The 20560-nt window shown below is 50.9% G+C and carries 23 protein-coding genes and 1 pseudogene; 10 read left to right on the top strand and 14 right to left on the bottom strand.

Annotation, left to right across the window (positions count from 1 at the left end; translation table 11 throughout):
* The first annotated feature begins 241 nt into the window (after positions 1-241).
* Together RJD28_01320 and RJD28_01325 are read left to right on the top strand one after the other, a co-directional pair.
* A complete protein-coding gene (locus tag RJD28_01320) occupies positions 242-1000 on the top strand; it encodes a TetR/AcrR family transcriptional regulator (GenBank protein WNV58237.1) in 759 nt (252 codons plus the stop codon).
* Positions 1001-1032: 32 nt separating this feature from the next.
* Positions 1033-1536, top strand: coding sequence for a hypothetical protein (locus RJD28_01325; GenBank protein ID WNV58238.1), 504 nt, complete (start codon positions 1033-1035; stop codon positions 1534-1536).
* Between the two features lie 138 nt (positions 1537-1674).
* On the opposite strand, the gene RJD28_01330 is transcribed toward RJD28_01325, so the two are convergent.
* Together RJD28_01330 and RJD28_01335 are read right to left on the bottom strand one after the other, a co-directional pair.
* Entirely contained in the window at positions 1675-2238 is a 564-nt protein-coding gene (locus RJD28_01330) for a chromate transporter (GenBank protein WNV58239.1), read from the bottom strand.
* Positions 2235-2786, bottom strand: a complete 552-nt coding sequence (locus RJD28_01335) for a chromate transporter (protein ID WNV58240.1) — start codon at positions 2784-2786, stop codon at positions 2235-2237. Before RJD28_01335 ends, RJD28_01330 begins: the two co-directional genes overlap by 4 nt.
* A gap of 168 nt (positions 2787-2954) precedes the next feature.
* Between RJD28_01335 and RJD28_01340 the strand changes: the two genes are divergently transcribed.
* Positions 2955-3815: a LysR family transcriptional regulator gene (locus RJD28_01340; protein WNV58241.1), complete on the top strand. Its 861-nt coding sequence runs from the start codon at positions 2955-2957 to the stop codon at positions 3813-3815.
* Positions 3816-3931: 116 nt separating this feature from the next.
* Here RJD28_01340 and RJD28_01345 read toward each other — a convergent pair.
* The 6 genes and pseudogenes from RJD28_01345 to RJD28_01370 form a co-directional block, all read right to left on the bottom strand.
* Positions 3932-4832, bottom strand: a pseudogene (locus RJD28_01345) (MetQ/NlpA family ABC transporter substrate-binding protein).
* Positions 4833-4844: 12 nt separating this feature from the next.
* Positions 4845-5504 (bottom strand): methionine ABC transporter permease, encoded by a 660-nt coding sequence (locus tag RJD28_01350; GenBank protein WNV58242.1) that lies wholly within the window; start codon positions 5502-5504, stop codon positions 4845-4847.
* Positions 5491-6528, bottom strand: a complete 1038-nt coding sequence (locus RJD28_01355; protein WNV58243.1) for an ATP-binding cassette domain-containing protein — start codon at positions 6526-6528, stop codon at positions 5491-5493. The genes RJD28_01350 and RJD28_01355 overlap by 14 nt, the downstream gene beginning before the upstream one ends.
* Positions 6529-6626: 98 nt before the next feature.
* Complete coding sequence (locus tag RJD28_01360) at positions 6627-7538, bottom strand: LysR family transcriptional regulator (protein ID WNV58244.1); 912 nt, start codon at positions 7536-7538, stop codon at positions 6627-6629.
* Between the two features lie 24 nt (positions 7539-7562).
* Complete coding sequence (locus RJD28_01365) at positions 7563-8603, bottom strand: acyltransferase family protein (GenBank protein WNV58245.1); 1041 nt, start codon at positions 8601-8603, stop codon at positions 7563-7565.
* Between the two features lie 395 nt (positions 8604-8998).
* Positions 8999-9832 (bottom strand): Cof-type HAD-IIB family hydrolase, encoded by an 834-nt coding sequence (locus RJD28_01370; GenBank protein ID WNV58246.1) that lies wholly within the window; start codon positions 9830-9832, stop codon positions 8999-9001.
* A gap of 261 nt (positions 9833-10093) precedes the next feature.
* On the opposite strand from RJD28_01370, the gene RJD28_01375 reads away from it, so the two are divergent.
* From RJD28_01375 to RJD28_01385, 3 genes are all read left to right on the top strand, one after another.
* A complete protein-coding gene (locus RJD28_01375; protein WNV58247.1) occupies positions 10094-10294 on the top strand; it encodes a nucleotidyltransferase domain-containing protein in 201 nt (66 codons plus the stop codon).
* Positions 10275-10673: an HI0074 family nucleotidyltransferase substrate-binding subunit gene (locus RJD28_01380; GenBank protein ID WNV58248.1), complete on the top strand. Its 399-nt coding sequence runs from the start codon at positions 10275-10277 to the stop codon at positions 10671-10673. Before RJD28_01375 ends, RJD28_01380 begins: the two co-directional genes overlap by 20 nt.
* A gap of 75 nt (positions 10674-10748) precedes the next feature.
* A complete protein-coding gene (locus RJD28_01385) occupies positions 10749-11366 on the top strand; it encodes a hypothetical protein (GenBank protein WNV58249.1) in 618 nt (205 codons plus the stop codon).
* Here the strand turns inward: RJD28_01385 and RJD28_01390 are convergent.
* The gene (locus RJD28_01390) at positions 11354-12748 is read right to left on the bottom strand and encodes an MATE family efflux transporter (protein ID WNV58250.1); all 1395 of its coding nucleotides are present in this window, start codon (positions 12746-12748) and stop codon (positions 11354-11356) included. The two genes, RJD28_01385 and RJD28_01390, sit on opposite strands and share 13 nt — an antisense overlap.
* A 122-nt stretch (positions 12749-12870) precedes the next feature.
* Positions 12871-13650 (bottom strand): adaptor protein MecA, encoded by a 780-nt coding sequence (locus RJD28_01395; protein ID WNV58251.1) that lies wholly within the window; start codon positions 13648-13650, stop codon positions 12871-12873.
* 579 nt (positions 13651-14229) lie between these two features.
* Between RJD28_01395 and RJD28_01400 the strand changes: the two genes are divergently transcribed.
* The 3 genes from RJD28_01400 (at position 14230) to RJD28_01410 (ending at position 16310) form a co-directional block, all read left to right on the top strand.
* On the top strand, positions 14230-14571 hold the full coding sequence (locus RJD28_01400) for a hypothetical protein (protein WNV58252.1): 342 nt from the start codon (positions 14230-14232) through the stop codon (positions 14569-14571).
* Positions 14572-14802: 231 nt separating this feature from the next.
* The gene (locus tag RJD28_01405) at positions 14803-15009 is read left to right on the top strand and encodes a DUF1858 domain-containing protein (GenBank protein ID WNV58253.1); all 207 of its coding nucleotides are present in this window, start codon (positions 14803-14805) and stop codon (positions 15007-15009) included.
* Between the two features lie 182 nt (positions 15010-15191).
* Positions 15192-16310, top strand: a complete 1119-nt coding sequence (locus RJD28_01410) for a 4-hydroxybutyrate dehydrogenase (protein WNV58254.1) — start codon at positions 15192-15194, stop codon at positions 16308-16310.
* Positions 16311-16422: 112 nt separating this feature from the next.
* Here the strand turns inward: RJD28_01410 and RJD28_01415 are convergent, their stop codons facing one another.
* The 4 genes from RJD28_01415 to RJD28_01430 all read right to left on the bottom strand — a co-directional run bounded on the left by RJD28_01415 (position 16423) and on the right by RJD28_01430 (position 19854).
* The gene (locus tag RJD28_01415; GenBank protein WNV58255.1) at positions 16423-17271 is read right to left on the bottom strand and encodes a GGDEF domain-containing protein; all 849 of its coding nucleotides are present in this window, start codon (positions 17269-17271) and stop codon (positions 16423-16425) included.
* A gap of 316 nt (positions 17272-17587) precedes the next feature.
* Positions 17588-18037 carry an Hsp20/alpha crystallin family protein gene (locus RJD28_01420; GenBank protein ID WNV58256.1) on the bottom strand — a complete coding sequence of 150 codons (450 nt, stop codon included), beginning with the start codon at positions 18035-18037 and terminating at the stop codon, positions 17588-17590.
* A 261-nt stretch (positions 18038-18298) separates the two neighbouring features.
* The gene (locus RJD28_01425; GenBank protein ID WNV58257.1) at positions 18299-19237 is read right to left on the bottom strand and encodes a DMT family transporter; all 939 of its coding nucleotides are present in this window, start codon (positions 19235-19237) and stop codon (positions 18299-18301) included.
* Positions 19238-19284: 47 nt separating this feature from the next.
* Positions 19285-19854 carry a phosphohydrolase gene (locus RJD28_01430; GenBank protein ID WNV58258.1) on the bottom strand — a complete coding sequence of 190 codons (570 nt, stop codon included), beginning with the start codon at positions 19852-19854 and terminating at the stop codon, positions 19285-19287.
* Positions 19855-20044: 190 nt separating this feature from the next.
* Between RJD28_01430 and RJD28_01435 the strand changes: the two genes are divergently transcribed.
* Complete coding sequence (locus RJD28_01435) at positions 20045-20368, top strand: metal-sensing transcriptional repressor (GenBank protein WNV58259.1); 324 nt, start codon at positions 20045-20047, stop codon at positions 20366-20368.
* Positions 20369-20560 lie beyond the last annotated feature (192 nt).

Consider the following 20560-nt stretch of genomic DNA (forward strand, 5'->3'; position numbering starts at 1 on the left):
AATAGGAAAAGCAATTTACCCCGGAGGTTGTCTGACTTCCGGGGATTTTTTTGCAGGTCACTTGTATGTTTGCGAATGGAGCAGGGAAACCGGAAAATTTTTCTATGCAGCTTGATTCTGTCTTGGGGTATTGTATAATGATATTAAAGATAAAATGCTTGTACAAATAGATGACGGTTTTGGTTTTTGACATGGGCATGGTATGATGAAAGGATAGAAGACACGCCGGGGAGGGAATGCTATGACAGCACGGGAAAGCCGCGAAAGCGGACGGAAAGAACAGATACTGGAAAGTGCATTGCACCTGTTTTTGGAAGAGGGATACGACAGCACCTCCATGCGGAAAATTGCGGATGCGGCGGGCTGTGCGGTAGGTCTGGCATATCATTATTTCGAGACGAAGGACGAAATGTTTGCGCAGACGCTGGACTATTTCTTTCAGCCTTACGAACAGGAAATGCGGGTGCTGGCGGCGCAAAAGGACAAAGACCTGTATGGGCTTCTGGAGGACTGTTTTTCTTATGTTGTGAAACAAATTTCTGCATTTCGGAAAAATCATCCGGGAGAACTGCACTGGATGGTTCGTCAGGCGCTGCGGGAACGGGCGCTGGAGCTGCTGGAACAGACCGTGATGGACATCCTGAACGGGGATGCGGCAGATGGTGTCTGGCTGGCGCTGCCAGTGGAGGACGCGGCTGCTCTGCTGGGACAGGGCCTGGGAAGTCTGCTGCTGCAAGAGAGTGCTGTGCGTGGAGCTTTCCGGGGCAGTGCGGGTGATTCCCATGCGTCGAAGGAATCGCAGCTGGTACAGACGGCTATGCGGGCAGCAAGACAGATTCTGGGGGATGCGGTGGAAGTCCCGAGAACATCACAGATTTTGAATCCTTCGATGGAAGATCCGTCCAGGCGACCGGCGAAAAGGAATGAGAATGAAGCCGGCGGAAATAAAAAGGAGAAGGGAAAGAAAAAGAAGAGTAAGAAGAATAAACAGGGAAAATAAAAATAGAATGATACGAGGAGGGCGTGTACAAAATGGATGCGATTGTGTATACATCAAATACGGGATTTACGGAAAAATATGCGAAGCTGTTGGGCGGGAAGCTTTTCCTGCCGGTGTACTCCCTAGAAGAAGCAAAAGGAAAACTGGCAGCCGGGGCGGAGATCATTTATTTGGGCTGGCTCATGGCCGGGACGGTGAAGGGCTATAAGCCGGCGGTCAGGCGGTACCGAATCCGCGCAGTAGGCGCGGTGGGGATGGCTGCCACCGGGACGAACACGGATCAGGTGCGAAAATCTAATCATCTGCCGGAGAAGATTCCGGTATTTACCCTGCAGGGCGGGTATGACAGTTCCCGGCTGAATCCGGTGCACAAAGCGATGATGAAAATGGTGGAGAAGATGTTTGTCCAGAAGCTGGAGGATAAGCTGGATCGCTCACCGGAGGAGGATGCCATGCTGGACATGCTGCTGCACGGCGGCGACTATGTACGGGAAGAGAATCTGGCAGAGCTTTTACAGTGGTACGAGACGCGATAGAGACAAAATAGAGAGTGATCGAACTTCATTGCACAATAGGATACGATAAAAAATCACAAAATCCCCGCTGTCAGTTGCCGGAAATCATTGGCAATGACAGGGGGGATTTTTGTTTAGCCCAGGTGTCGTAGCTACAAATTAAAACTGAAAAATAATTCCGACCACAGCGGATGCCACGATGTAAACGATCGGGTGCTTATCAAACTTTTTGATGGTAATGTAAACCACAATCGCCAGAAGGATGGCTTTATAGTTGAGCACCGACGGAATGGATGCCAGCCCAGTGAAATTCTCTGTGTGGAACAGCGCCAGCAGTGCCACGGAAATGCCAGCGGAGGCGATCATGGCTGTGGAAGCAGGGCGCAGACCGGAGAAAATGTCAGACACCAGCTTGGATTCCTTGAAGGCGTCCAAAATTTTGGCCACGATAATGATGACAATGATGGACGGGAGCACCAGCGACAGCGGCGCCAGGAAGGTGCCGATAACGCCGAAGGAGGTAAATCCCACGTAGGTCGCCATATTAATGCCCATGGGCCCCGGAGTGGACTCGGAAATCGCGATCATGTTGGAAATATCGGTGGCTGTAAACCAACCGGTCTTGGCTGACATGGCGTAGAGGAAAGGCAGGGTAGCCAGACCGCCGCCCACGGAAAACAGGCCTGTTTTGAAAAATTCCCATGCAAGTCTCAGATAAATCATGCCTCTTTGCCTCCCTTCATCGTTCTCATACCGTTCAGAGCGCCGAACAGACCGGCCAGGATAACCAGCAGCGCCGGAGACAGATTGGTGAACAGTGCCAGCGCCAGAATGACGACAAAGACGCCGATGGCGGTCTTGTTGATCAGGGATTTTTTACCCAGCTTGACCACCGCGTTAAAGATCAGGACACAGACACAGGCGCGGACACCGGCAAAGGCGTGGCCTACAGCGGGGATATCCGCGAAGCCCTTGATAAAGGCGGCGATGATGGTAATGATGACCATGGACGGGGCGATGACGCCCAGGGTTGCCACGATACCGCCAATCACACCCCGCAGCTTATATCCGATAAAAGTGGCCGTATTCACGGCAATGATGCCGGGGGTACACTGGCCGATGGCGAAATAATCCACCAGCTCTTCCTCTGTGGCCCAGTGTCGGGCTTCTACGACTTCTTTCTGCAGCATCGGGAGCATGGCGTAGCCGCCGCCGAATGTGAAGCCGCCGATGCGGGCGAAGGTCACAAACAGATCCCATAATTCTTTCATAACAAACACTCCTTCTAAAATTATTTCTGAAATATTGCGAGAACGCTTGCGGTTCCCACGGACTACTGGTATCATAACACATAGAAAACCATATGAAAAATATTTATTTCCTATATAATTTATTCGAAAATTATATAGATAGAAAAATGAAAGGTGAGGATCAGAACAATGGATATCAGGCAGCTGCAATATTTTGTGCGGATCGCGGACGAGGGAAGCATCACCGGGGCGGCCCGGAGCTTACACATGTCTCAGCCGCCGCTGAGCATGCAGATGAAGCTGCTGGAGGAAGAGCTGGGCGTGACGCTGTTTGACCGGGGCAGCCGCACCATTCGCCTGACAGATGCGGGAAAGCTTCTGTACAATCGCGCTCAGGGCATTCTGGAGCTGTCTGGCGCGACCGTTCGGGAGTTGAAGGATTTCGGCAACGGTCTGGCAGGAACGCTGCGTCTGGGCCTCATTTCCTCGGCGGGCACCGGGGAGATTGGGCGGCGGATGCGGCGCTTTTCTAAAAAGTATCCCGAGGTGCGCTATGAAATATCCGAGGGAAACACCTATGAATTGCTGGAAATGCTGCGGCAGGGACGCATCGAGGTGGCGCTGGCCCGGACGCCGTTTCCTACGGAAGGATTATCCTGTGTTTATCTGGAGGCGGAGCCTATGATGGCTGTGGGAGAGGCTTCTTATTTTGACGGAATCCCGGAAAGAGAGATCTCTATTGGTCAGTTGACCGGCAAGCCGCTGATCATTTACCGGCGCTGGGAACCCATCATTCTGGGTGCCTTTCATGAGTGTGGCGCAGAACCGGAGATTTTCTGCAAAAACGATGATGCCAGGACGACGGCAATCTGGGCAGATGCAGGACTTGGCGTGGGGATTTTGCCGTATACGGCGGCTCTCCGTGGCTGGTCAGAGGGAATTGTAAAGAAGAAGCTGACAGATGAGAAATTAAATACAAGAATGGCAGTGGTATTTCGAAAAGACCGGTATGTGTCCGGGATCGGGAGAAAATTTGCGGAGGAGTTTTAACACTTCCGGCTGATCTGTTTGTGTTTGCGAAAATAAAAGGCAGAACCGGCACAACCCTTGCGGATTTGTACCGGTCCTGTCTTTTTGTTTCTTATGGCATTAGAAAAGATTTTGTCTTACTCGAAAGGAATAACAGCTCCATCGTAAGTCTCGTTGATGTAATTCTTGATGTCGTCAGACTTCAGTGTGTCTACCAGAGCTTTGATTGCATCAGAGTTCTCGTTGCCCTCTTTTACTGCGATGACGTTTACATATGTTTTGGCAGCTTCGGAATCGGATGTCTCGTAAGCGAGAGCGTCTTTTCCTACAGAATAACCGGCCTCCAGGGCATAGTTGCCGTTCAATACAACATAGGCGGTCTCGTCAACGACACGGGCAACCTGTGCTGCCTCAAGCTCAACGATTTCCACGTTCTTCGGGTTTTCTACGATGTCGGTCTTGGTTGCTGTCAGGCCTGCACCATCTTTCAGCTTGATGATACCGTTGTCCTGCAGTAACAGAAGTGCTCTTGCCTCGTTGGTGGTATCATTGGGAACTGCGATGGAATCGCCTTCGGCCAGTTCGTCCAGGCTCTTCTTTGTTCCGGGATAGATACCGAAGGGGCTCATAGTGAATGCCGCCGGCATTTACCAGATGTGTACCTTTCTCTTCGTTAAAGCTGTCAAGGTAAGGAATGTGCTGGAAGTAGTTGGCATCGAAATCGCCGCTCTCTACAACCAGGTTGGGCTGTACATAATCATCAAAAACTGTGACCTCAAGATCATAGCCCTGTTCAGCCAGAAGCGGTTTCGCCTGCTCCAGGATCTCAGCGTGCGGTGTTGCGGATGCGGCAACCTTGATGGTAGTCAGCTCGCCGTCAGCAGCCTTGGCAGTGTCAGCAGTGTCCTCTGCGGCATCTGTGGCCTCTTCCGTCTTGTCTGTTGTGTCAGCAGCTTTGTCGGAAGAAGAGCTTCCGCAGCCTGTCAGTGCACTTACTGCAAGGGCACCGGTTAAAAGAAGTGCTGTTAATTTTTTCATAATGTTCTCCTCCTATTTTCGTTTATCTAAACGGCTGGCAAGGAAATTGCCAATCGTCTGGAACAGTTGTACAAGGACGATCAGTAAGATAACCGTCACAATCATGATGTCCACCTGGTAGCGGTAATAGCCGTACCGGATGGCGATGTCTCCCAGGCCGCCGCCGCCGACGGTGCCGGACATGGCAGAATAGCCGAGGATCGTGCCTGTGGCAAGGGTTGCGCCTGCAATGAGAGAGGTTCTGGCTTCTACCAGCAGTACCCTGCAGATGATGCGCAGATTGCCTGCGCCCATGGAACGGGCAGCTTCAATGACACCGGCGTCCACTTCCTTTAAGGAAGTCTCAACCATACGGCCAATGAAAGGAACCGCAGCGACAACCAGCGGAACGATGGTGGCTGTGGAACCGTAGCTCTTGCCGACGATGGCTCTCGTCAGCGGAATGAGCAGGATCAAAAGGATCAGGAACGGGATACTGCGGACTATGTTGGCGATGGCGTCCAGCACTTTGTAAAGCACCGGATGCGGCGTCAGGCCGTCTTTGTCGGTGACTGCCAGCAGCACACCCATGGGAAGCCCGAACAGGTAACCCAGTGCTGTAGACACCAGGGTCATGTAAAGCGTCTGCCCGATCCCTGTAATAATCATATCAATAATTTCACTCGTCCACATAATCGTCAGCCTCCTCCAGGTCCAGTCCGTGTTCTCTTAAATAAGCTTTCATTTCTTCAGCGTGTTTGCTGTCGGCAGGGATCTCCAGGATCATCTCGCCCTTGGCAACGCCACCGACATTCTTTGTATCTGCCTTCAGAATGTTCACAGGCTCTTTAAAAGTCAGGATTAAATTGGAAATAACAGGCTCGAAAGCGGAATTCTCGGAAAATACAATCCGTATCTTCTCTCCGCTCTGGATCAGCGGCCGTGATAACATCGCGTCGGAATCCACATCCTGTCCGCGGTCTTTGCGGATCAGCTCCCGGGCTACCTGAGATCTGGGATGTGTGAAGATCTCAGAAACCAGACCTTCTTCCTCTACCACGCCTTCCTTCATGATGGCCACGCGGTTACAGATTTCGCGGACAACAGACATCTGGTGAGTGATGATCACGATGGTAATGCCAAACCGGCGGTTGATATCCTTCAGAAGCTCCAGGATCGAGGAGGTCGTCTGGGGATCCAGTGCGCTGGTGGCCTCGTCACAGAGCAGGATCTTCGGGTCGGAGGCAAGGGCTCTTGCGATGGCAACCCTCTGTTTCTGACCGCCGGAAAGCTGTGACGGATAAGCATCTATCTTGTCTTTTAAGTCCACCAGTTCCAGCAGCTTAACGGCGCGTTCTCTGGCTTCCTTCTTTCTCTTTCCCTGTATATAAAGCGGGAAACAGACATTTTCCAGAACAGATTTCTGCATCAGCAGATTGAAGTGCTGGAAAATCATGCCGATCTGCTGGCGCTGTGCCCGGAGCTCCTTCTCGGAAAAATCAGCCAGGGACTTGTCGCGGATCAGCACCCGGCCCGAGGTGGGAACCTCCAGAAAATTCATACACCGTACCAGGGTACTTTTTCCTGCGCCGGACATTCCAATGATACCGAAAATATCGCCCGATTCAATGGAAAGACTGATGTTTTTTAATGCATTTACCTCTCCGTATTTGGAGTGGTAAGTTTTGCTCACATTTTCAATAACAATTTCAGACATGTCTTCACCTTTCTAACTTTGCTTGGTGCTTTTTTAATATAGCACGTTGTTTCCCAAAATGCTAATTCAAAAAACTTACAGCTGGCTATAGGATAAAACTATAACAAACCTTTGTCGCGGAATTTGGAGATTTCCGCCAGATACTGCTGGCCAATGCGGCTGATCTTGGTGCCCTTGCGGGCCAGGTAGCCGATGGTCATGACCTCATTGGAATCCAGCTTTACGGCACAGTAGTCCGAACCGTTGAGCTCCTCGCAGATGATGCCGGAGCACAGCGTGTAGGCGTTCAGGCCGATCATCAGGTTCAGCAGCGTGGCCCGGTCGTTGGCCTTGATGATCCGTTTGTATTCATAGGTGCTCAAAACCTCTTCCGCAAAATAAAAGGAGCCGTGAGCGCCCTGATCGAAGGACAGGCACGGGTATTCCCGCAGATCCTCCAGCGAGATCAGCTCCTGGTTGGCCAGCGGATGGCCCTTCCACAGATATACATAAATGCCGCAGCGCAGCAGTTCGTGGAATTCCAGGCCGCAGTCCCGGAACAGCTTGTACAGCACCTTCTGGTTGAAATCGTTCACATACAGAATGCCGATCTCGCTGCGGAAATTTTTCACGTCGTCGATGACATCGTAGGTCTTTGTCTCATGCACGGCGAATTCATATTCATCCATGCCGAACTGCTTTACCAGCTCCACGAAAGCGCTGACTGCGAACGTATAGTGCTGCATGGAAACGCTGAATTTCTTCTTGGTTTTTTCCTTGGCGATGTATTTGGACTCCATGAGCTGGTACTGTTCCAGCAGCATGCGGGCATAGCCGATGAATTCCTCGCCCTCCGGCGTCAGGGCAATGCCCCGGTTCGTCCGCAGAAAAAGCTCCGTGCCGGTCTCGTCCTCCAGCTCCCGGATGGCCGCAGACAGGCTGGGCTGGGAGATGAACAAAAGCCGGGCGGCCTCATTCATGGAACCGGCTTCCGCCACCGTCACCGCATATTTACATTGGGTCAGAGTCATAGCATTCCTCCCTTAGCACACGTTTTATGGGAAAAGGATTTTTCCTAGGTACGGGATCTTTTTCACAAGTAAAACCACTGCCAGCGCGATGAAGTACACCGGGATCTCGCCAAACAGCTGCCAGCCGTAAGAATATGTTTCCACGCCGGTGACCATACCGAACAGCTCCATGGTCAGCATGTGGATCAGATAGACGCCAAAGCTGGCGCCCGATACCACCGAGAGGAGCTTCCGGGCCCGGGCATTGTCAAACAGTCGAAACTGTCGGTTCCGGAAAAACAGGAATACGGCGATGGCAAAGCCGTAGCTGGCAAAGGACTGATAATCAATGAGGTCTTTGTCCAGACCTCCCTTCATGGCGGACATGGAAATTGTCCCTCTATACATATAGAAGGCACAGGCGATGCCCACCGCGTAAATGCAGGCGCACACCGGTCTGGACGGCTGATTGTTGGCCAGATAATAGCCCAGCAGTGCGTAGGGCAGAAACCCCATGGCCATGGGGAAAATAATATGGTCGCTGTAGCCTAGGTGGATCTGATCGGCAAAAAACGGGAAAACAGAGGTAAAGAAAATCCCCATCAGTGCCATATAAAGGAAATATTTGTCATTCTTCCGGCCGCCCCGGGCGATCAGGGACAACACAGGGATACACAGATAAATGGCAAACAGCGGGAAGAAAAACCAGTACACGGTCTCGATGCTGGACGTCAGAAAAAGGAATACCACATGCTGAAAATCCTCCAGTTCCACCAGACCCTGGCTGCACTGTTTGACAAGCAGGATGCCGCTCCAGATCAGCAGCGGGATCAGCGTCCGCAGAAACCGCCGTTTGATAAATTCTGCCGTGGAATACTTCTCACGGTAATTCATTAGATTTGCCCCGGAGATCATGAAAAAAGCAGGCACTGCGAAGTGACAGATCACCTGAACGAACAGGCTCAGACGCCACAGACCGGCTCCCGGATCGTAAGAATACAGAACCGAGTTGCAGTGGAGCCAGATCACACAGATGCAGGCCAGAATATTCAAAACATCAAAATATAAAATTCGTTTCTGAGGCATGAAGGATTGATCCTTTCCGCTGCTGCGCAGCTCATTTTTGCTCATGAAAAGGCGCTGGTTTCGTATATTCGTGTATTGCAGAAATCATCACAGTTCACGCGCGCCATTCGCAAAACCGCATCTGCGATGCTCTCCCGCTGCTGCGCAGCTCATTTTTGCTCATAACAAGGCGCTGGTTTCGTGTATTCGTGTATTGCAGAAATCATCACGGTTCACACGCGCCATTCGCAAAACCGCATCTGCGATGCTCTCCGCTGCTGCGCAGCTCATTTTTGCTCATGAAAATGCGCTCCCTTCGTACCTTCATGCGGCCAGATTTACATGCAAGCATGCAATCTGTCCCCAAGAAGCTACGAGTGAACTGTGAACTCAAATATACCATGAATACGGGATTTTTACAAGGTTTTCAGCAGCTTTTCGATGGTCTGAGCGACCCCATCTTCTGCGTTGGAGGCAGTGACCATATCCGCGATCTGTTTCAGGATTTCCGCCGCATTTCCCATGGCAACTCCGATACCGGCAAAGGACAGCATCTCCGCATCGTTTTCCGCATCGCCGAAGGCCATAACCTGGGCGGAAGTAATGCCAAGCAGCTGCGTCAGTACCCGAAGGGCACTTTCCTTGGAAGCTGATCCTGCGGCAAATTCAATGAAATGGGGGGCGGAGGAGGTTACATACAGATCAGGAATCTTTCCGGCTGCTTCCCGCAGAGCGGCTCTCGCTTCGGGGGCTGTCAGCACGGCACTGATTCCTTCGACCGGAGCAGAACTGCTGCGGATCAGCTGCCCCATGTCCGGGCAGGGGCGACGGGTGGCCTGCACGTAGGCGCAGGAGCGGGGCGGCAGGTGAAAGGCCTCCGGATTTTCCACGTAATCCGCAGAGGCATAGGCAGTGCCGTCGATATAAGCCTCTATGGGGCAGGAAAAAGTATCCAGCAGCGGCAGCAGCTGCTCCAGATTTTCCCGGCTCATGGCGTTGGTGTAGATACGCTTTTCCTCCGGCATCTGGTAGATACCCGTGCCGTTGGAGGTGATGATATAGCTGATGGCGGGAAGAGCCCTGACATCCGTAGGCAGCGCACAAAAGGCCCGCCCGGTGGCGGCTGCGATGAAAATGCCCTGTTCGTGGGCGCAGGTAAGCGCCCGGGCTGACCGGGAGGTTAAAAGTCCTTTTTCATTTAACAGTGTACCGTCCAGATCCAGGGCGATGAGGCGGATGTCGTGCGTCATAGAGATGGCCTTCCTTCTATAAATAAGTATATTTATTTTACTGTAGGACAGAGGAACGGGGAATGTCAAGAAGGATGAGAATGTCGGAAGATGTTTGTCATTTAATACAACTATACAATCAGCAAAAAATTGGCTATACTGTAAACATGAGAACCTGAAAACAGAGGGGATGGATTGTTATGAATGTGATGCCAATTCCGGAATTGATCGCGCGGGTGACAGAAATTTGTAAAAGGAATGGAGTAAAGCGTCTGGATTTGTTTGGCTCTTTTTGCGACCGGAACTGCACTGCCGACCAGTGACATTGATTTTGTGGTGTATGGCTGCAAGGATATCCTGAAGTTGGAAAAGGATTTGGAAGAAATTGACACGCTGCGTAAGATAGATGTATTTGATTTTGATCATATTCATAATGAATATCTGCTGGAGGACATCAGAAAATATGGAAAACAAATATATTAACCGATATCATACTTTTTGCAAAACGTTGAAGAATCTGGAGAAAAGCCTTACAGCAGATCCAAAGGCTGATTTTGTGCTGGAGGGGACGGTTCTGAATTTTAACCTGACATTTGACATTGCCTGGAAGGTGATGAAGGATATTCTGGTGAAAAAGATGGGAATCCTGGATTTTGCGACAGGTTCTCCCAGAGAAACTTTGCAGCAGGCGTTTACCAACCGGCTGGTTGATGATGATCGGTGGATGCAGATGCTGCGGGACAGAAATCAGTTGGCGCATGACTACGATGGGAGTTTTGCGGAGGAGAGATTTCAGGATATCATCCAGGTCTATTATCCGCTGATGGAGAAATTTCGGGAGAGAGCGGCAGAGTATTATTGATTCAGGTACGTTTACAAAATTCGACAAGCTGTGTAAAATAGAGCCAGAGATGTTTTTCAGGAAGGATTACGAAGGATGGAACTGACATTTGCAGAGCAGGTAAAAATACTTCTGAAGCGGAGGAAGATGACGATAAAGGATCTGGCGGATCTGATCGAGGTGCAGACCGGGAAAAAAATGTCCCGGCAGAATCTGACGCAGCAGCTGGGCCGGGATAATTTTCAGGAAAAGGATATGCGCATGATCGCAGGGGTGCTGGGATGTGCCATGCAGATCGCGATCATCAGCGACGATCTGGGAACGGATGGCCAGGTATCCTATGTGCCGCCCATGGAATATGGCGCAGTGCCCGGTTACGGGCAGCCGGACTATGGCCTTTCTTCCGGTTATGGAGCGGCAGGCCGGGCACCGGCGGCGGAGGTTACCACGTCCCGGGACGGCAAGGTGGTGACCACGCTGATGAAGCACAACCACCGGAAGAAGCCGATCCTAGGAGAGATCAATCCGCTGACCGGGGAGGAATACAGCAGCAATACGGTGCGCACCCATCCGGTGCTCAGCGGGTATGTACAGGTGTACGATGACACCGAGCACAAATGGACGGATCTGGTGGAGGCGGATTTCCTGCGGTTCCAGGAGGAAAAGCACGCCATGATGGGCAAGGACTACGAGCCGCCTATTTATATCGACTGATCTTCTGCAGCTTCGGTCTGCTCTTCCTCCAGTTTTTTCAGATCCCGGAAAAACCGGAGCAGAAACGGAATGCAGCAGGCAACGGTGAGCAGGTCAGCCAGCATCTGTGTCATCTGTACGCCGGTCAGCTGCCAGTATTTGGGCAGGATCAGGATCAGCGGCAGGAAGAAGATGCCCTGTCTGGCAGAGGACAGGAAGGTGGCTGTCCAGTATTTCCCGATGGACTGGAACAGCATGTTGGCCATGACACTGATGGGAAGCAGCACCAGGGATACGCACTGGCAGCGCAGCGCGAAAGCGCCGATCTCGATCACCGCAGCGTCATCGCTGCGGAACAGCATCATGATCTGCGGCGCCAGCAGGAAACCGACAGCAGACAATACGGCAAGCATACAGATTCCTACGGTCAGAGAGAACCGGAAGGATTCCCGCACGCGGCCGTATTTTTTTGCGCCGTAATTGTAGCCGACCACCGGCTGGAAGCCCTGGCCGAACCCGATCAGGGACGAGAAGATGAGCATAAAGCATTTGCCCACGATGGACATGGCGGCCACGGCAGCATCCCCGTAGGCAGCAGCGTTCACGTTCAGCAGTACGGTGGAAATGCTGGCGAGTCCCTGGCGGAACAGGGATGGCAGGCCGGTTTTGATGATGAGCAGGTAGGTTTCTGCGTCGGTGGCCACTTTGCGGATATGCAGGCGGATAATGGTCTTTCTGCGCAGAAAACAGGACAGCAGGATGAGAAAACTGATGAGCTGGGACAGGATGGTAGCGATGGCAGCGCCGGCAATGCCCAGATCGAAGCCATAAATGAAGATCGGATCCAGAACGATGTTCAAAATGCCGCCAAAACTGATGCCGATCATGGAAAAGGTGGCTTTGCCCTCTGCCCGTAGGATATTGTTCAGCACATAGGAAGCACACATGATGGGCGCACCCATGAGGATATATCTGGCATAATCAATGGCATATGGCAGGATGGTGGGCGTGGCGCCAAGGGCGGTCATCAGGCCGGAAATGTAACGCAGGCCAAAGATGGTCAGCAGCAGGCCGAGAAACACAGAGGTATAGAAGGCGGTGGCGGAGAGTACCTGCGCCCGCTCTTCATTCTTCTGGCCCAGCAGCCGGGAAATGTTGCTGCCCGCGCCCATGCCCAGGGCAAAGCCTACTGCCTGGATCAGGGCCATCAGGGAGAATACGATGCCCACGGCACCGGCGGCACTGGTGCCGATCTGAGACACGAAATAAGTGTCGGCCATGTTGTACACCGCTGTCACCAGCATGCTGATGATGGTGGGAATGGCCAGGCTGGAGATCAGCCGCCCCACCGGAGTGGTGGTCATTTTGATGTACTGCTGTTCGTTTTTGGTATCTGTATGCATGTGAAATCCCCCTCTTATTTTTTTCCTAAAAAACAGCTGCCTTCGAAGAAAAATGCATTTTCTCCAGAAAGACAGCTGTTCATAAGCATTCTTATGTGTTGTACGCTGTATGCTCCTTGCAGTTATACCTGCGCCAGCTTGCGGATGGCGTCGGTATCGATCATGCAGGAAAAGTGTTCATCCAGATATTCATCGGTCTGGTACGGCTGCCGGATGCAGGTACCATACTCGGAAAGAATGTTGCAGGATTTGTTGAAGTCCTCCAGCGGAGTACTTCCCCGCTTGATCCGCAGATAGTATGTCTGCTCAGCCGGATCCTTGTAAAGGCTGCTGGGGCCGGTAAAAAAGGTATCCAGTACATGGGAAGCGTCGATGACGTGATCCAGGTTCCCGAAACAGAACAGCCGGATCAGTTCTTCCGTCTTCTTCCGGTTCTGACCGGTTCTGGCGGGCGCCTTGGCCGGGCCTTCGGAGATCTGGGAAGCAGTCTCATCCTCCTCCTGGGCAGCTTCTGCTTCGGCTACTTTCTTCTGGAACATATCCAGGATCTCATCCGCACGTTCGGACAGGCCGATGGTGCTCAGGCCGAGGATCTCATCCATCTCATCCTTCAGATGCGGGGCAAACCTGGAAAAACGGGTGTCCAGCTCTTCCGGATCCTCCACCTTCGTGACGAGCAGCACGACAGAATCGCGGGATACGGGAATTGCTTCTATCATCAGCGGAATATCTTCTGCCTCAAATCCAAATTCGGAAAACGCCTGCTGCATCATATCGCGGAACAGTAATTTGGCCTTGTCGGTGCCGTAGGCAAGCTCACTGAGCTTAATGTGCCGTGTCTCCAGATCTTCTCTGGTGAGCGTGCACTTGATCTGGTTGTCGCTCACTTTCTCAATTCTCATATTATCACATCCTTATAAAAGAATAGAAAACGCAGTTGTTACTATAGTATAAACAAAAACAGGCAGGATGTAAAGAATTTTGGACGGGGAATCCATATCCAATACGTGAAAAAAATGTGAAAAAATGATGAACACAGGATAAAAATGGAAAATAGCTTGTCAAGGTATCGGGCTGCGGATAAAATAGCAGTCAGAAAGTTTTTTCGGTATCGGAAAGGAGCGATGAGGGGAGCATTTTCCGAAACACCGTTCATCTATTCTATTTTATGCAGATCTAAGGAAATCGTTTCAGACAGAAAATGTACACTGTCTGTCTTATGGGAAGGAACACATCCTGTCGTTTTGTCCCATATCCGGATCCTTTTTCGGATCCAAACAATCATCAGAAACAGACGATATAGTTGGAAAATGCGGGAAAGAATGCCGGAGAAACCTTCTGACTTTCTGCTAAAAGGCAGCATCACATCCGAAACTGCACGGCGACGCGCCGGAAACAAAAAGGAAGCTGTCTGCTGTTTATATATCACGAACGGGCGCGGAGCAGCTGCGGGGCTGGGTGAAAAACGGAGGAGGTGTATATTGAAGGACGACAGGAGAAGGGAAGCAGAGGAAATGACTGCGGAACTGAAGGGGTATGTAAGAGAAGGGGTTTCCCTCTGGCTGGACGGTCAGCGCTGCAGTCCGGGAAGGGCGGCATCTGCGTGTCTTCTGCGGGAAGACAGCTGTTATATGCGGGATTACGTGTGCGATGAGCAGAACCGGGTAGTGGCGATCCATTTTGACCGGGTGGAGCCGGAGGAAGAACGCTCCCTGCCGTATGGAAGGGGTTATGCCGGATTTTCCGGCAGCCGCAGAAATCAGGGGCCGGGAATGCCGCCGAGAAGATACGGGAGAAACTCCCGGGACGGAGCCCTGCGATAAAACAAAAACAGGAAAACACGAAATACTGGTAAGAAAGGAGAGCGCAGACCGGAACGATTCCTCTGTTATGCGGACTGCGCCCGGAGCAAAAACAAAAAGACGCCGGGAGTGCCCTTACATGGGGCACTCCTTTTGCCTGGAAAATCAAAAACGATTTGCGCGGATACTTGCGAAAACAGAAAAAATGTATTATGATAAACAGACAACATCTTTTTCAAGGAGGAATGGGTCATGGCACAGGTGACAAGAGATACGAACATCGGCGATCTGCTGAGAATTGATATGGGAGTTGCTCCGATCCTTATGGGAATCGGCATGCACTGCCTTGGCTGCCCGGCTTCTCAGGGCGAGTCTATTGCAGAGGCTGCTATGGTACATGGAATCGATCCGGATGCTCTGGTAGACGAGATCAATAAATTCCTGGCAGAGAAGCACTGATTTTTAACTGCAAAGGTGGATAGCGGGCGTTCAGCATGTGTTGGATGCTCGTTATTTTTACACTTTTTTAACCTTAAAAAGCCTGTTGAAACTTTCAGAATAATTGACAGACGACAGAGGAAATGATAGTATAAAAATCAATCAAAGCATATACTTTTTCATTAGCTAAGGAGGAAATGCAAATGAAATTATTTAGTGTAAAACCGGATCTGTACAAATATGCCACAGCGGCAGAATTTGCAAAAGAATTCGAGATCGGAAAAGGAGACCTGGTCATCACCAACCAGTACATTTATGAGCCTTTCTTTGGCGCTCTGAACCTGGGCTGTGACGTGATCTTCCAGGAGAAATACGGCGCAGGAGAGCCTACCGATGAGATGGTAGAGGCGATCTACGCAGACAGCCAGAAGATGGGAGATCATAAGAGAGTGATCGCCATCGGCGGCGGCACAGTCATCGATATTTCCAAGCTGTTCTCCCTGAAGAACGTAAGCCCGGTAGATGATCTGTATGACGGCAAGCTGGAAGTCGTAAAGGACAAAGAGCTGGTTCTGGTACCGACCACCTGCGGAACCGGAAGTGAGGTTACCAACATCGCGATCTTGGCACTGCTGAAGAAGAACACCAAGAAGGGCCTGGCTGTCGATGAGATGTACGCAGATCACGCAGTACTTGTTCCGGAGCTTCTGAAAGGACTTCCGTTCAAGTTCTTCGCAACGAGCAGTATCGACGCGCTCGTTCATGCAGTAGAGTCCAGCCTTTCCCCGAAGGGCAACGAGATCACCCGTATGTTTGGCTACAAGGCCATCGATATGATCTTAAATGGCTACAAGAAGATCGCAGAAGAGGGACAGGATGCAAGAATTCCGCTCCTGGGAGATTTCCTGGCTGCTTCTACATATGCAGGTATCGCATTCGGCAACGCAGGATGTGCAGCTGTTCATGCAACCAGCTATCCGCTGGGCGCAAAATACCATGTGGCACACGGTGAGTCCAACTATGCCATGTTCACAGGTGTGATGAATAAATATATGTCCATCCGTTCCGACGGTGAGATCGCAAAGCTGAACGCTTATATCGCAGGCATTCTGGGATGTGATGTTGCAAACGTATATGAGGAGCTGGAGAAGCTGCTGAACCACATTCTGCCGAAGAAAGCGCTGCATGAGTATGGCGTGACCGAGCAGGATCTGGAGGAGTTTACCGATTCTGTACTGGAGAACCAGCAGAGACTTCTGGCCAACAACTTCGTACCGCTGAGCCGTGAGCAGATCCTGGAGATCTACAAGGTTCTGTATTAAAATAATGGAGACTGGTTCACTGGATCAGTGATTTACAGGCAAATAAAAGGACGGGAACCCGGGAATGTATCCGGGAACCCGTCCTTTTAAAAAATTTTTTTTCTAAAAATGATTACGCCTCGATCCGTATTTCCACGCGGTTGCGCTGCCTCTTGGCCTCGTAAAGCATATGGTCTGCCTCGTCGATCTTGTCTGTGTCAGGATTGTGGGAGTAGATGCCTCCAATACTGATGGTGGGATGAAGATCCGGATATTTATCCATAGAAATCTCACTGACATCCCGGCGGAAGCGCTCCAGCTTATCTTTAAAAATGTCTGTAGGGATATCCCCGCCGAAGATCACGAGAAATTCGTCGCCGCCGTAGCGAATGACATAATCCGTAGAGCGGACGGTAGATTTCAGCTTCTGTACGATGCGCTGCAGCACCGCGTCCCCGGCCATATGGCCATAAGTGTCGTTGATGACCTTGAAATGATCCACGTCGATCATGGCAACCGCCGGATTGTCCTCGCCGGTGAGATAATGCTCCGTGTAATAGCGGCGGTTGTAGGCGTTGGTCAGCGGATCGGCATAAATCTGCTGGATATAGTCGGACAGTGACTGGGCAAAATTCTCCCTGCCGCTGGCACCGAAAATGCTGTCTTCCTGGATGTAAGCCACCAGCTCCAGGGCAAAGGGCTTTTCGTCCACATCGATGCACATGGAGATGACATGGCAGACCTCGTGGCCGATGACCTCGAATTTCTCTATGCGTGTCTTGTTACAGCAGGCGCGGGCGGAAATGCAGTTGTTGCACACCTGATCCCGGTTCCAGACCGTATAACATTTGTAGGGAGAGGGCTCCAGCTCGTTGGCGTCGTTTAACGTATATTGTGTGTTGTTTGTAATATCGACAAGACGCACGATATCAAAAACAAGATGTAATTCCTGAATAAGGGAAATAATTTTCTGATGTGTCATAATAAGCCTCCTGGCTTTTCTCTTTTATTATACATGATTTGCCTTAGACTCAGGTTCCCCGCGCGATCGCGCTCTACTGCCTGCTGTCGCAGGCGGAACCTTCGTTAATGGCTCGAGAAAAACAAATGTCTGCTAACGCAGCCGCTTGTTTTTCTCTTCGCTCATTATATCATAAATTATGCAAAAATGAGAGGAGTTAAATGAGATTTTGGCAGGATTTTTGAAAAATAAAGAAAAGTTTTGAAAAAAATGGAAATAAAAAAGGGCCGGGCATCTGCTTTTCACAGATGCCCGGCCTCTGAGGGGGCAAAAATCATCAGCCTTCGATGGCAATGTGCCGGTTCTCTTCTACCGCTTTCGCAGGTTTCTTCGGAACAGACAGTCTCAGAATGCCATCTTCGAATTTGGCATGAATGTCTTCCTGGCGAACATTCTCGCCCACATAGAAGCTTCTTGTCATGGCGCCGGCATAACGCTCTCTGCGGATGTAGGTGCCCTTCTTGTCTTCTTCGTCTTTATCCAGACCCTTTGCAGCCTCGATGGTCAGATAACCATCCTTCAGGGATGCGGTGATCTCATCTTTCTTGAAGCCCGGCAGATCAATGTCTACTTCGTAGCTGTCTTCGGTCTCGCGGACATCGGTTTTCATCATATTTTTCGCATGTTTTCCGTAAAGGGGATTCTTTGTACCAAAGAAATCTTTCTCAAACGGGAAATCCATCCAATCATCAAATAAGTTTTCTCCAAAAATACTAGGCATCATCATAAGTCATGTCTCCTTTCATTGACTTTCAAAAACCATACAGTGCAATCGCACGTTCGGAGAAATCCGAGGTGTATCATTTTGCGGAACGCAGATAAAAGATATCCGGAAACTTTTTGGAAGCTCTTTTCAGAAGCTTCTTTTGGAATCCTCTTTCGAAGATCCCTTTCCGATCTCCCTTCCTTTGTTCTATGTGTAATATAACATCTATTATTAGCAATGTCAATAGGAGAGTGCTAATTTTTTGTGAACTTTCTGTGAAATCTATGCGGTTTTCTTCCTTCGCTGGGAGATGATCAGACCGATAAAGATCAGCACCGATCCGGTGATGGAAGCCGCCGTCATCCGTTCTCCCAGGACAAACATGGAAAGGATGACAGTGACTACCGGGGAAACGTAGATGTACACGCTGGTTTTCACGGCGCCGATCCATTTGGTGGAAATGTTCCACAGCAGGAAGCCTAAGGCGCTGGCGCCCAGTCCCAGGAAGAGAAAGTTGGAGAAGACCTCCGGCTTTTTCAGAAGCGCCGGTTTCCAGGAAGCGTGCTGTTGTATGAGCACCGGCAGCAGAAAGAGCATACCGTAAAAATAAATCCTGCGGGTGACGGCGATCATCGGATAATTCCACTCGCCGATTTTTTTCACCAGAGCGGAATAACAGCCCCAGGAAATCATGGCGAGGAATGCCAGACCGTCGCCCAGCGGGTTGATGTTCAGGTTTTTCTGGCCGCTCATGCTGATGAGAATGACACCCACGATGGCGACTATGAAGCCAATGTAAAAGTTGGCACCGGATTTTTCACTGGGGAAAAAGAACCCCACCATGACGGCGACGAAAAAGGGCGCGCAGGCGACGATGATGCCCACGTTGGAGGCATAGGTCATGGTCAGTGCGGTATTTTCCAGCATAAAGTACAGGACAAGGCCGAACAGACCGGCTCCGGCGAAGGTCAGTTCCTGCCGGGGATCTTTCAGCTTCAGATGGTGCGGGTAGAAGAGGAGCAGTGCCAGAAAGGCCAGCACCACCCGGGTAAACAGTACCTCTACGGGCAGAAAATAGGTCAATAAAACTTTGGTGGATACGAAGGTGGCTCCCACATCATCTGGGTGCCGCAGGCAAGTACATGCCCGAAAATCTGTTTTTTGTCGTTGGTCATATTGGGGTCCTCTCTTATCGGTCGGTGTATTTTGTATCAGGCACATATCTGCCACCTGGTGTATGCAGGACGATACGTGTGAGTAAGTGTATGTTATTTCCTGAGCAGTTTAAGTAAGTCATTCGCTTCCTTAAGAAATGCTTCCTCAGTTTCCCAGTGCGGATGCTCCGCAAAATCCGGGACGGATGCCAGCAGGATGGGCGGCAGCTCCCGGGTGGAGACGATCATTTCCCGCAGCTCACCCCGCAGCATATCATCGTCGATCTGCTTCCAGGAAGCATTTTCCTCCGGGGTAAGGTCGTGAAGGCCGAAAGCTTCTAGGATAACGGCCATGATCCGGTCTTCGATTTCCCGGTAATTGTCCAGATGGATTTTCACCGGACGGATGATATCAGAAATGTATGCTTCGCTGGCATCGTGGAGCAGGCAGGCCAGGACAAGGCGATCCGACCAGCCACGGGCACGGGCTTCTCCGGCACAGTTGATGCAGTGCTGTCCCACGGAATAGAAGCGATCCAGATGGCCGCCGCCGCGGCAGAGCAGGCTTAAGGCGTGGGCGATGTCCTCCAGGGAGACATCAGACGGCTGCATGTGCAGCGGATCAAACTGGCGGCCCGTCCAGGTATTCATCACATTGGGGGAAGGGTTTTTGATATTGTTCATGGAAATACTCCTTCATAAATTTGAATCGTTTGTTATCGTTCGCCCATGTGGTTCGCAAAACCGCAGGAATCTACGAATGGACGATAATAACATATTGTACACCAAGGGAGGAGGGGTTGACAACAGGCACGATCTGGCACATAATAAGCAAAGAAAGATATACCCGATGGGGTATCGGGAGGTGTAAGGAATGAGACAGTGTATGGATGCGGACAATCTGCACCGGCGTCTGAAGAAAATCATCGGACAGGTACAGGCCATTGATCGGATGATCGATGAGGATGTGCCTTGTGAGGATGTGCTGGCCCAGATGAATGCGGCAAAATCAGCCATTCATAAGTGCGGGCAGATCGTGCTGGAAGGACATATCCGGCATTGCGTCAAGGATGGTCTGGAGCACGGAGATCCGGATCGGACCATCGAGGATTTCACGAAAGCGGTGGAACGGTTTGCCAATAGTGTGACACGTTCTACGCCGAAAACGGTGGGAATAACCGACAAAAGCGTAGCCTAAAGTCACAAATAATTTAATAAATGTGGTTTTAGAGAACTGCATAACTGAAATTTCAAATGAAGGGGTAACGCCCTGAAGGGAATTCACTAATACTCCGAATAGCGTTAGTCGGATACAGACGATTAAGGTTATAAGCTCGGGGAAGTCGTGCGAAGCACACCCTAACACTGCAAGGTGAGGAAAGGTTTGTAG

The organism is Oscillospiraceae bacterium NTUH-002-81, from assembly GCA_032620915.1.
In the GTDB taxonomy this organism is placed as follows: Bacteria; Bacillota; Clostridia; order Lachnospirales; family Lachnospiraceae; genus JAGTTR01.

Excerpts from the sequence above, each read along its gene's own strand:
- RJD28_01320 (WNV58237.1), top strand. The coding sequence starts at position 242 with ATGACAGCACGGGAAAGCCGCGAAAGCGGACGGAAAGAACAGATACTG.
- RJD28_01325 (WNV58238.1), top strand. The coding sequence starts at position 1,033 with ATGGATGCGATTGTGTATACATCAAATACGGGATTTACGGAAAAATAT.
- RJD28_01330 (WNV58239.1), bottom strand. The coding sequence starts at position 2,238 with ATGATTTATCTGAGACTTGCATGGGAATTTTTCAAAACAGGCCTGTTT.
- RJD28_01335 (WNV58240.1), bottom strand. The coding sequence starts at position 2,786 with ATGAAAGAATTATGGGATCTGTTTGTGACCTTCGCCCGCATCGGCGGC.
- RJD28_01340 (WNV58241.1), top strand. The coding sequence starts at position 2,955 with ATGGATATCAGGCAGCTGCAATATTTTGTGCGGATCGCGGACGAGGGA.
- RJD28_01350 (WNV58242.1), bottom strand. The coding sequence starts at position 5,504 with ATGTGGACGAGTGAAATTATTGATATGATTATTACAGGGATCGGGCAG.
- RJD28_01355 (WNV58243.1), bottom strand. The coding sequence starts at position 6,528 with ATGTCTGAAATTGTTATTGAAAATGTGAGCAAAACTTACCACTCCAAA.
- RJD28_01360 (WNV58244.1), bottom strand. The coding sequence starts at position 7,538 with ATGACTCTGACCCAATGTAAATATGCGGTGACGGTGGCGGAAGCCGGT.
- RJD28_01365 (WNV58245.1), bottom strand. The coding sequence starts at position 8,603 with ATGCCTCAGAAACGAATTTTATATTTTGATGTTTTGAATATTCTGGCC.
- RJD28_01370 (WNV58246.1), bottom strand. The coding sequence starts at position 9,832 with ATGACGCACGACATCCGCCTCATCGCCCTGGATCTGGACGGTACACTG.
- RJD28_01380 (WNV58248.1), top strand. The coding sequence starts at position 10,275 with ATGGAAAACAAATATATTAACCGATATCATACTTTTTGCAAAACGTTG.
- RJD28_01385 (WNV58249.1), top strand. The coding sequence starts at position 10,749 with ATGGAACTGACATTTGCAGAGCAGGTAAAAATACTTCTGAAGCGGAGG.
- RJD28_01390 (WNV58250.1), bottom strand. The coding sequence starts at position 12,748 with ATGCATACAGATACCAAAAACGAACAGCAGTACATCAAAATGACCACC.
- RJD28_01395 (WNV58251.1), bottom strand. The coding sequence starts at position 13,650 with ATGAGAATTGAGAAAGTGAGCGACAACCAGATCAAGTGCACGCTCACC.
- RJD28_01405 (WNV58253.1), top strand. The coding sequence starts at position 14,803 with ATGGCACAGGTGACAAGAGATACGAACATCGGCGATCTGCTGAGAATT.
- RJD28_01410 (WNV58254.1), top strand. The coding sequence starts at position 15,192 with ATGAAATTATTTAGTGTAAAACCGGATCTGTACAAATATGCCACAGCG.
- RJD28_01415 (WNV58255.1), bottom strand. The coding sequence starts at position 17,271 with ATGACACATCAGAAAATTATTTCCCTTATTCAGGAATTACATCTTGTT.
- RJD28_01420 (WNV58256.1), bottom strand. The coding sequence starts at position 18,037 with ATGATGATGCCTAGTATTTTTGGAGAAAACTTATTTGATGATTGGATG.
- RJD28_01425 (WNV58257.1), bottom strand. The coding sequence starts at position 19,237 with ATGTGCCTGATACAAAATACACCGACCGATAAGAGAGGACCCCAATAT.
- RJD28_01430 (WNV58258.1), bottom strand. The coding sequence starts at position 19,854 with ATGAACAATATCAAAAACCCTTCCCCCAATGTGATGAATACCTGGACG.
- RJD28_01435 (WNV58259.1), top strand. The coding sequence starts at position 20,045 with ATGAGACAGTGTATGGATGCGGACAATCTGCACCGGCGTCTGAAGAAA.